The sequence below is a fragment of the Streptococcus sp. 27098_8_69 genome (assembly GCF_041432445.1).
Lineage (GTDB): Bacteria > Bacillota > Bacilli > Lactobacillales > Streptococcaceae > Streptococcus.
In genome coordinates, this window is sequence record NZ_JAPVZO010000041.1 from 1 (window position 1) to 10,099 (window position 10,099).

The following is a 10,099-nucleotide window of genomic DNA, read 5'->3' on the forward strand; positions in this document are numbered from 1 at the left end:
ACTTTATCACTTGTATTCAGCAGGCGACTCTGCTACCTGAGCGAGTTCTACACGCTCTTGAGGATTCAAGTGTTGGTGAACAGCCTCTGCAACTGCTCTTGGTATACCAACTGCGACAATCTCATCCACGCTGGCTTCCTTGATTTTTGTCAGAGATTTGAAATATTTCATCAAGTTCTGCTTGCGTTTTGGACCCAAGCCTTCAATTCCATCCAATTGAGAGGAGAAGGAATTTTTAGAGCGCAGTTGACGGTGGAAGGTGATTGCAAAGCGATGGACCTCATCTTGGATTCGCTGCAGGAGGAAAAATTCCTGCGAATTCCGAGACAGCTCTACCACCTCAAGAGGATCTCCAAAAAGCAATTCATGGGTTTGGTGCTTATCATTTTTTTGCAGACCTGCAATGGGAATATCTAACCCCAACTCTTCTTGAATAACTTGCTTAGCGATATTAACCTGACCTTGTCCCCCATCAATGACGATCAAATCTGGCGGTGTCAAGCCATCACGTTGAACTCGACCATAGCGTCTGCGAATAACCTCTCGCATACTGGCATAGTCATCTGGTCCAACAACTGTCTTAATCTTATACTTGCGGTAATCCTTCTTGCTCGGTTTCCCGTTAACAAAAACAACCATGGCAGAAACAGGACTAGTCCCCATGATATTGGAATTGTCAAAGGACTCGATGCGGAATGGGGTTGGAATTTGTAAAAGTCGCCCTAGATTTTCAATAGCCCCTTGTGTCTTCTCAACTGATTTTTCTAGTAGGTTAAATTTCTGCTCCAAGCTTACACGCGCATTTTTGATAGCGAGATGGACCAGTTGTTTTTTCTCCCCACGTTGGGGCTTGAGAATTTTGGTATCCACCAAAGCCTTAACGGCCTCTTCATCAATATCCTGAGGAATCAAAATTTCATTAGGAAGCAGATGAGATTTTTCTTGATAAAACTGCCCAACATAGGTCAGGAAATCTTCATCTGGATCATTGTAGTAAGGAAAAAGGTTGACATCACGCTCAATGAGCTTACCTTGGCGGACAAAGAATACCTGAACACACATCCAACCCTTATCCACGTAGTAACCAAAGACATCGCGATTTTGGAGATCCTTGGCCATAACCCGTTGCTTGGTCCGAAGGGTTCCAATAGCCTGAATCAAATCACGGTATTCAGCCGCACGCTCAAATTCCATACTCTGAGCTGCCAAGTTCATCTTGCTTTTGAGATCATCAATAATTTTGTCATCCTGTCCCTTAAGAAAATCAGAGACTTCTTGGGCCATAGCTTTGAAATAAGCCTCGTCTTTCTTACAGATGGTGTGAGCCACGCACTGCCCGATATGGTAATAAAAGCAGACCTTTGATGGTGGATTGGTACACTTACGAAAAGGAAAAATCCGATCCAATAGCCGTTTAATTTCATTGGCCGCCCCCACATCCGGATAGGGTCCAAAATAGAGACCTCCGTCTTTCTTGACCTGACGGGTGATAATCAAGCGAGGATAGCGCTCATTGGTAATTTTGATGAAAGGATAGGACTTATCATCCTTGAGCATTATATTGTATTTAGGCTTATTTTCCTTAATCAAGTTGATTTCCAGAAGGAGGGCCTCAATATTAGACTCAGTGACGATAAACTCAAAGTCTACAACCTCAGATACCAATGCTTCTGTCTTGGTATCATGACTTCCACGGAAATAAGACCGTACACGATTGCGTAGATTTTTGGCCTTTCCTACATAGATAATCGTACCATTTTTATCTTTGTGAATGTAACAACCAGGGCTGGTCGGCAAGAGCTCTAGTTTTGATTTAATCAAGTTATTCATAGTTCCATTATAGCAAAAAGCCCCCTTCATTGCTTACATCAAGGAGCTCTATTTTTCGTTTGAAAATCACTTATTCTCCAGACTCATATAGTTCTTGAACTGCTTGAACATCTTGAGCCTGAATACCATAATAAGAACCTGCTGGCTGCATGACTGACACTTCATTAGTATGTTCCAAGCCAATGGCATGACCTAGCTCATGCTCTGCTGTATGCAAGATACGATCATAGGTATAGCCATAGTTTGGATTAGATAGATAATAATGATTCAAACGAACTGTTACCGAAGTAAATTGTTTAGTAAGGAGATTTGTCTGACTCTCCGCCTCACCAGCAACAGAAGTGGAACCATCATTCATTTCAGTCGCAAAAATAGTTGCTTGGTCAGGTTCTGTCACAAGTACAAAATTAAAAGCACCAGTCTGATTCCAGTTGGCAATAGCTTCGGCATAAGCCTTTTGGAAGGTTGTATCCATTTGGGGATCAATATAAATTGTCGCCTGTGCTTGGGGCCATTTTACTCCTGAATCTTGATGATGATCGGTCTGAGACAAGCCTTGTAACTTACCAGTTTCTTGCCATTGATGCCAGCCTGCTTGACCAACTTGAACAAGTTGCCCCGCTTGATTGAAGACACCAGATAAATCCCCTGTCATATACCAAAGAATCCCTAAAGCAATGAGAATTAAGACTACAAGAGTCCACACAAGGCGCCAGAACATGCGCCAAATCCCTAGTAACAATCGACATAGAACACGAATAATCCAGAACATGATTTCCCGCCTTTCTAAAAAAAATAAGAACCCATCTTTAAGCCATGGATTCCCATTCTAAAGATAGATTCCTTATTTTACTTGAGTAAGCTGAAAGAAAACTAAAACCACTTTGTTCACTTATCTTCCGATTATTTTTTTCAAAAATTGTAAACACTTAAACTTGATTGGATTTGGATAATATCGGAAAATTCCTGCCTTTCTCACAATATAACCATTAAAGTTCTGCTTAAATCGTAATACGCCATCACTTCCATCAAAAATCCCTTGAATCCCTAGGAAGTTGTATTGATGGATGTTTCGTTGCATTGTCTGCTTCATCGCATGATATTGAAGTAAAAATGGAGCTGAGAACTTCTGATACTCTGCGTACGACCCCCCAAACAAGTAGGTTGCCTCTGTATTTGTGTAGATTATCAAAGCACAAGCTAGAACAACATTGCCAGATTCACTATCCAAGCTAGTTAGAAAATCTTTTTTCTTTTGCAAGGCTTGGTATTGCTGATGAAATTGTTTCGACTTCTTGTCAAGACTAGCCATCTTCACATTTAAAGCATCTATAGACTGTTGCGGATTAACTTCAGCAATTAGGAAATCCGCCTTATCTCCAAACATATCATACAATTTAAAGTAATAATCTAAATTCTTATCCTCAAAACCTTGTCTTTTACCTGTTTCTTCAATAATTTTTTTGAACGTTGGAATTTCTTCCCGTTCTGCATTTCGAATAAGAATATTAAAATCAAAGGCTGACTGAATGTTGCGAATACTATTTTTATTAAAGGATTTCAATAAGGAAACAGCATCATAATCTTGCAAATCTTTGATGTAATGCCAGCTGACTTCTCCATTAGGATAACCTGTTGTCAATCCATCAAATTGATAACCTAAATTAGTCAAATCTTGAATAATACTTTTTTTCTCAGCATCTATTGGATCACCTTCACTATCAAAAGTTTGATAGGTCTCATAAGGTTTCACAAGCAACTCTAATGCACCATTTTGTTTAGCATATTCTTTTAATCCCTCATAAAAAACTGGAAGGGCATCTTGTTGGGTATAAATCGGCCCCGAATTGATCTCCATATGCAGACCACCCAGCATGGGCAAGCTATAAACCAGAGCTGCAACTTGAATTTCTCCTTCTTGTTTCAAAGCAAGATAAACAATTCGAGCCCCTCTTTTTTCTAATAAGTTCCCCATCTGGACAGACTGCATGAAGGAACGAGAAGAAACCTGACCAGAATAAGTCTGAAACTCTTCTTTCGTGAGTGTAGTTAGTGCCATATACTTACTTTCTATGATGTTTTTTTCTTAATTTTTTTCGAAGGCAATAAAAATAGTTGGCCAATTGATACAAAAAACTTACCGGTAGAGTAAACTCTCCTATATATTCTTGAACAACAGGACTAAAGTTGGATTTAAAATCTGTTAACCCATCATCTAAAGTACCTTCAATCCCCCCCATATTAGCCCAATTTTTACCATCATTTAAAGCATCCTCAAACACTTTTGGATAAAGCACATATTGGGGGTAGAATTTTTTAAATCTATCATCCATTCCAGCATAAAGCATTTCTAGTGTATCGCCGAACGAAACAGAGAGAACCCCTGCTATAACTATTTCTTCCGGATATTTTTGAACAAGTTCTTGAAATTCTATAATGTATTTTTCAACAGATTTTTTCTGTTGTTGTAATTTCGTTAGACGCTTCTTTTGATATTCGTCTGTTTCAGCCAAATCTTTTTTTATCTGGTGTAACTGCTCTCTATACTCCGTTAGACGTTCAGGAATATTAATCTTTGCTAAGTGTAAATACGAATCATCTCCATATATTTCCATTAACTTTTGAAAATATTCCTGATTTCGCAGAGAAACATTCTTACGACGTTCCGTTAAAGCTATAATCGTTTCAAAATTTGAAATATCCGATAAGCTACCACGAAATGTAATAACACCTCTCTTAACAGCATCCTTCATTAACCTCTTAGTATGCTTTGGAAAATCAGAATCTAAACCTTTTTTTAGTATTCTATTAGCTTGGTAACGTGGTTGAATAGTTTCAGACATAGCTATAGTCCTACCAGACCATTGACAGTTTGCATCTTTTAAATTTTGAATAGCTTCTATAGATATACTATTCTCAGAAAATTCTTTAGAAGATTTGTCAATAGGATATTGTTTTAAGATCAGAGACGGATCAAACTTAATAAAAACAGACCGCTTACTAGCCCCAAATTGTTTTAAACTTCTCATCACAAATGTTACCAACTCTTTATCTTGATAATCCATGATTGGTCCTCTTGGGATATACATCATAGTATATCCGAGTGGCAATTTTTTTATGAGTATACTTGCAACAGCTACTAATTCTCCATTTTTATAAAAACCTAAACGCTCATTCCCCCAATTATCTTTTATCTTTGCCCAAGAACTACTCTGTAATAGACTAACTTGTGGATGTTGACTAACAAAAGTATCATGTTCTTGAGACGAAATCCCTACTTTAAATTCAAACACTTTAACTCCTCCCATTATATCTTCATATAAATTATTATTTTTTCTATAAAAACACCAAGAAATGGCATCTCACTTTTTTAAGAGATCATCTCCACCAGGTTTCTACTACCATTTTACTACTTTCAATTAAAAAGTCTAGTGAAAATAAACTCTCATTTTCATTTTTAACCTTAGAGAAACAGTCTATATTATTTTATCGATAAAAAACTAGCTAAATCTCTCTTCTAATTTGAAATCAATTGGTAGGGTTGCCAAAAACCGTTCCAATTGTTTTTCCCAATAATACCACTCATGGGTTCCTGCACTGTGGCTATAGGTCACATCAAAACCAAGTTTCTTGAGATTCTTCACTGCTAGATTATTGGCAGCATACAAGAAATCTTGTTCACCACACCAAGCCCAGAGCTTGGTTTTCTTATCAGACTTTTTAGCGAGTGTTTCAAGTGAGTAAGGGCTATTCACCCAATCATTAACTTTACCAAAAACACCTCGCCAGTAAGCAAGCGACCCAAGATTTTGACTTTCTGGAGAAAACTCTTCGAAACTAAGAGCACCAGAAAGACTAGCTGCATGTGAGAAACGATTGGTTGATAGGGCCAATTTGAAGGAACCGTAGCCTCCCATTGAAAGGCCAGCGATAAAAGTCTTTTCACGCTTGCTAGACATATTAGGGAAGAAGCGTTTGAGCACTTTAGGCAGTTCTTTTGCTAAAGCTGTATAGTAGTTATAGCCATACTGAGTATCTGTGTACCAGCCATTACTTGTATTTGGCATGACAACAATTAGATTGGTCCCTCGTACCAAGCGCTCTACATTGGTCCGTTTGAGCCAGCTATTATGATTTCCTGACATCCCATGTAAGAGATAGAGGACAGGAATATCCGTAGAATCTGGCTCCTCAACCCGAGACGCATCTGGGTAGAGAACATTCACTCCCCACTCCATATCTAAAACTTCTGAGTAATACTCAATCTTCATTACTGCCATAACTTGCTCCTTATTCGTTTAAGATAAGAAAAAGCCGAAACTCGACTTTCTCCTGCTATTTGATCCTATTTTGCTTCCATGACTACTGGTAAGATAGCTGGACGACGTTTGGTTTGATCAAAGAGGAACTTGGCCAAATGATCACGTACCTTACCTTTGAGTTCAGCCCAGTCAAAATCTTCACCTTGTAGATAGTCTTCTACTGTTTGATTGACTAGCTCTGTACTTTCGCGCAAGATATCACGGCTCTTCTTGAGATAGACAAATCCACGCGTGTGCACTCGAGCTCTAGCAATGATTTTTTTCTCACGACGGTTAACAGTGATAGCCACGATGAAAATCCCATCTTCTGACAAGACCTTACGGTCACGAAGGACGACATTACCGACATCTCCGATGGCATTCCCATCAATCAAGACATCGCCTGCTGTAACTGCACCAGATGGAACAAAGTCTCCATGCTCATAAGACATGGTAGTCCCTTTTTTAGGGATAAAAATCCGTTCCGGCAACATACCAACTGCCATAGCAGCCTTGGCATGGGCATCCAACTCACGGTATTCTCCTTGGATTGGGAAGAGATACTTAGGTTGCAAGAGATTGATCATCAATTGCAAATCACGCGCATTCCCATGTCCTGAGACACGCAAGCTATGAGTAATTGGCTTGACAACTCCACCTGCTTGGTAGACCATATTTTCGACACGTGCCATCACTGCTTCCTTGGCGATTGATGGTGTTGTAACGATATAAACCAGGTCACCTTCTTTGATTTCAACATAACGGTGACGACCGATAGACATCTTGCGTAGGCCGTTAATGGGTTCACCCATACGTCCAGTTTCAAGGATAATTAATTCATGATCTTCAAAACAAGACATATCTTTTGGCTTAATCAAAAGATTTTCACTGGCTAGAGACAATTTTTTCAGACGAATCGCTGTACGGACGATATTTTCAATGTCAAATCCTGTCAAGACAACACGACGCCCTGTCTCCGCAGCTGCATCAAAAACCTGCTGAATACGAGAAAGGTTACTTGCAACCGCAGCGACGATGATACGTCCTTCCCAGTCAGAGATAGTTTGCGTGATTTCTACACCAACCTCATTTTCACTGGCTACTTGGATATTGCTATCTGCATTTGCTGAGTCACTAAGCAAAGCCAATACCCCTTCGCGACCAATCTCTGCCAAACGACCAAAGTCAGTGGCGTAAGATTCACTAGCCGTTTGGTCAAACTTGAAATCCCCTGTATAGACGATGTTTCCTTCAGATGTTTTCAAGACCACACCCAAACTTTCTGGAATAGAGTGAGTTGTACGGAAGAAGGACACTACCGTTCCGCCAAAATCAATCTCTGTATTTTCGTCAATGACATGGAAATCATCAAATTTCTTGACACTGTCATTTCCCTTAACAAATAGTTTGGCCAGTTCGATGGTCAACTCTGAGCCAAATACAGGAACCTTAGCTTCTGCCAAGAGATATGGAAGGGCTCCAATCGCATCCGCATGCCCGTGTGTTAAGAAAACCCCAGCAATACGGTCACTATTTTCAAACAGATAGTCCATGTTGGGAATAACGACGTCGACACCCAACTGTTCATTTTCAGGGTATTTCAAACCTGCATCTAATACAAAAATCGAGTCGTTAATTTCTGCGATGTACATGTTTTTACCATTTTCACGTACACCCCCAAGTGTTGTTAATTTAATAGTATTCATTTTTCCTCCGAATAGTCACTTCAACTTGTTTGTAGAGCTTTAAAAGCTCTCTTTTTCTGAAAGTCCAATTCACTTTCAGCCGAATCTTTTCCATTCATTATACCATTTTTTTACTAATTTTCAAAATGAATCTTACAGATAATCGCACTTCAACCATCTCTTTCCGTTCAATAACGGACAAAGCAGCACTAATTATAGGATTAAATGGGACAATTGGTGCTTCCATCCTGTTTAATCTTCAAATAAGTCAGCAACATTATAAAGGACTTCGCAGTCACAGTAGGCTCCACTTGCCTCTAAAAATCCCAAAATCACTTCAACTTCTAAATCACGCCCTTTTAGAAATGACCTAGTCAAGGTAAAATCAGCAGGACAAGTCAGCGACTCTAACTCCTGATCCAAAAAATCAAACAAATCTAAAAAGGTCTCCCTTGGTATCGGTAAACTTGCTTCAAATTCTTTCTTCTGTTGCTGCTTATACTCTGCCAGTAATTTCTTTTTCTTCTCTTTATCCATTTTCTACTCCGACTAACTTCTCTGGTACTTTTGATACTAATACTCAATGAAAATCAAAGAGCAAACTAGGAAGCTAGCCGCAGGTTGCTCAAAACACCGTTTTGAGGTTGTGGATAGAACTGACGAAGTCAGTAACACATATACGGTAAGGCGACGCTGACGTGGTTTGAAGAGATTTTCGAAGAGTATAAAATCAAACTAAAAGGACTCAGCCCTGTGCAAGACAGAACTAAATCCTTCGCTTGAATTATTTGTGTAACTTTTTGAAATCGATATAAATCAATCCTAAACTTACAAGATTTATTTTCCAAGGTAGTATTCAGAAACTACGTTCAATTTTTCGTCGAATTCGAATACCAATGGTGGGAAGTTAGGGATTTCTACATCCATGATTTCGTCGTCTGACAATTGTTTGATGTGTTTTACAAGAGCACGGATTGAGTTACCGTGTGCTCCTACAAATACGTTTTTACCATCTTTAAGAGCTGGAGCGATTTTATCTTCCCAGAATGGAAGAGCACGTTCCAAAGTCACTTTCAAGTTTTCAGCATCTGGGATAACTGAGTCGTCAAGTGAAGCATAACGACGGTCTGTGTGAGCTGAATATTCGTCATCACGAGGCATTGCAGGAGGCAATACATCGTATGAACGACGCCAGATGTGAACTTGCTCATCACCAAATTGCTCAGCAGCTTCAGCTTTGTTTTTACCAGTCAAACCACCGTAGTGACGTTCGTTCAAGCGCCATGATTTTTCAACTGGAACCCACAATTGGTCAGATGCTTCAAGAGCCAAGTTAGTTGTTTTGATCGCACGTTTCAATACTGAAGTGTAAGCTTGGTCAAATTCGATACCAGCTTCTTTGATCAATTTACCAGCGTCAATCGCTTGTTGTGTTCCTTTTTCAGACAAATCAACATCAGCCCAACCAGTGAAAAGGTTAGCTTTGTTCCATTCAGACTCACCGTGGCGAGCAAAAACCAATTTTACCATTTGATGGATACTCCTTTTATTTTCCGAGGTTTCCCTCGTTTATCTATTCTATTTTACACAATTTTTCACAAAAAAGCTAGTCAAAATCGACTAAAAAGAGAAGAGGTGACCTCCCCTTCTCTCAATAAACAACTATTCTTGAACTTGAAATTGTTTCAAACTTGTTAGGAATAGGGCACCACCGATGACAATGACAATTCCACCAATCCAGCCTAAAAATGGAATCAGTCCTACTACAGAACCAACGATTAACAAAACAGATGGCGCCATTGAAATACGCTTATCATCCTTATAGTAGATTAGAGAGAGAATTCCAAGAATGAGAGTTGCGATTTTTACTAAGGTAAAAACAATGAAGATAATCGCTAAAACTACTCCTGCAAAATCTTCATTCGCAAAAATAGATGCAACCATTAATATTACGACTGGCAAAATTGCCAAGAGTGAGCCTGAGATAGTCCCAATAATTCCAGCAATTTGCGCTAGTGTTTTTGTCTTCATAAATGTCTCCTTCAAATTTTAATAATTGTTATTCTACCATATTTTAGGTTAAATTCAAAGCTTTTCCAAGTAGACCACAATATCATCAGTGGCACTTTATTTTCCTTAAGTCATATAGTAAATTGAAATAAAGTATGAACAATTCGATTAGGAAAGTCAAACTAATTTCTAGAAATATTTTTAGCAGTCGTAATGTACTATTCTAAACTCAATTTGTTATATATGAATTTCCATAACAAAAATCCCTAAGTC

At 38.9% G+C, this 10,099-nt stretch carries 9 protein-coding genes; all 9 read right to left on the minus strand.

Going from position 1 to position 10,099, the window contains the following annotated elements; translation table 11 throughout:
- Positions 1-6: 6 nt before the first annotated feature.
- Positions 7-1,830, minus strand: a complete 1,824-nt coding sequence (uvrC, locus tag O3658_RS10265; RefSeq protein WP_371561415.1) for an excinuclease ABC subunit UvrC — start codon at positions 1,828-1,830, stop codon at positions 7-9.
- Between the two features lie 70 nt (positions 1,831-1,900).
- Complete coding sequence (locus tag O3658_RS10270; protein WP_371561418.1) at positions 1,901-2,602, minus strand: M57 family metalloprotease; 702 nt, start codon at positions 2,600-2,602, stop codon at positions 1,901-1,903.
- Positions 2,603-2,722: 120 nt separating this feature from the next.
- Positions 2,723-3,889, minus strand: coding sequence for an aminoacyltransferase (locus O3658_RS10275; protein WP_371561422.1), 1,167 nt, complete (start codon positions 3,887-3,889; stop codon positions 2,723-2,725).
- Between the two features lie 4 nt (positions 3,890-3,893).
- Entirely contained in the window at positions 3,894-5,123 is a 1,230-nt protein-coding gene (locus O3658_RS10280; protein ID WP_371561425.1) for an aminoacyltransferase, read from the minus strand.
- A 207-nt stretch (positions 5,124-5,330) separates the two neighbouring features.
- Complete coding sequence (locus O3658_RS10285) at positions 5,331-6,110, minus strand: alpha/beta hydrolase (protein WP_371561428.1); 780 nt, start codon at positions 6,108-6,110, stop codon at positions 5,331-5,333.
- A gap of 65 nt (positions 6,111-6,175) precedes the next feature.
- Positions 6,176-7,837, minus strand: a complete 1,662-nt coding sequence (locus O3658_RS10290) for a ribonuclease J (RefSeq protein WP_281335736.1) — start codon at positions 7,835-7,837, stop codon at positions 6,176-6,178.
- A 231-nt stretch (positions 7,838-8,068) separates the two neighbouring features.
- A complete protein-coding gene (locus O3658_RS10295; protein WP_371561431.1) occupies positions 8,069-8,353 on the minus strand; it encodes a DUF2695 domain-containing protein in 285 nt (94 codons plus the stop codon).
- A 300-nt stretch (positions 8,354-8,653) separates the two neighbouring features.
- Complete coding sequence (locus tag O3658_RS10300) at positions 8,654-9,346, minus strand: phosphoglycerate mutase (protein WP_070458655.1); 693 nt, start codon at positions 9,344-9,346, stop codon at positions 8,654-8,656.
- Positions 9,347-9,478: 132 nt separating this feature from the next.
- Positions 9,479-9,847 carry a hypothetical protein gene (locus O3658_RS10305; RefSeq protein ID WP_075231554.1) on the minus strand — a complete coding sequence of 123 codons (369 nt, stop codon included), beginning with the start codon at positions 9,845-9,847 and terminating at the stop codon, positions 9,479-9,481.
- Between the last annotated feature and the right edge of the window lie 252 nt (positions 9,848-10,099).

Excerpts from the sequence above, each read along its gene's own strand:
- O3658_RS10290 (WP_281335736.1), bottom strand. The coding sequence starts at position 7,837 with ATGAATACTATTAAATTAACAACACTTGGGGGTGTACGTGAAAATGGT.
- O3658_RS10305 (WP_075231554.1), bottom strand. The coding sequence starts at position 9,847 with ATGAAGACAAAAACACTAGCGCAAATTGCTGGAATTATTGGGACTATC.
- O3658_RS10275 (WP_371561422.1), bottom strand. The coding sequence starts at position 3,889 with ATGGCACTAACTACACTCACGAAAGAAGAGTTTCAGACTTATTCTGGT.
- O3658_RS10300 (WP_070458655.1), bottom strand. The coding sequence starts at position 9,346 with ATGGTAAAATTGGTTTTTGCTCGCCACGGTGAGTCTGAATGGAACAAA.
- uvrC (WP_371561415.1), bottom strand. The coding sequence starts at position 1,830 with ATGAATAACTTGATTAAATCAAAACTAGAGCTCTTGCCGACCAGCCCT.
- O3658_RS10270 (WP_371561418.1), bottom strand. The coding sequence starts at position 2,602 with ATGTTCTGGATTATTCGTGTTCTATGTCGATTGTTACTAGGGATTTGG.
- O3658_RS10285 (WP_371561428.1), bottom strand. The coding sequence starts at position 6,110 with ATGGCAGTAATGAAGATTGAGTATTACTCAGAAGTTTTAGATATGGAG.
- O3658_RS10295 (WP_371561431.1), bottom strand. The coding sequence starts at position 8,353 with ATGGATAAAGAGAAGAAAAAGAAATTACTGGCAGAGTATAAGCAGCAA.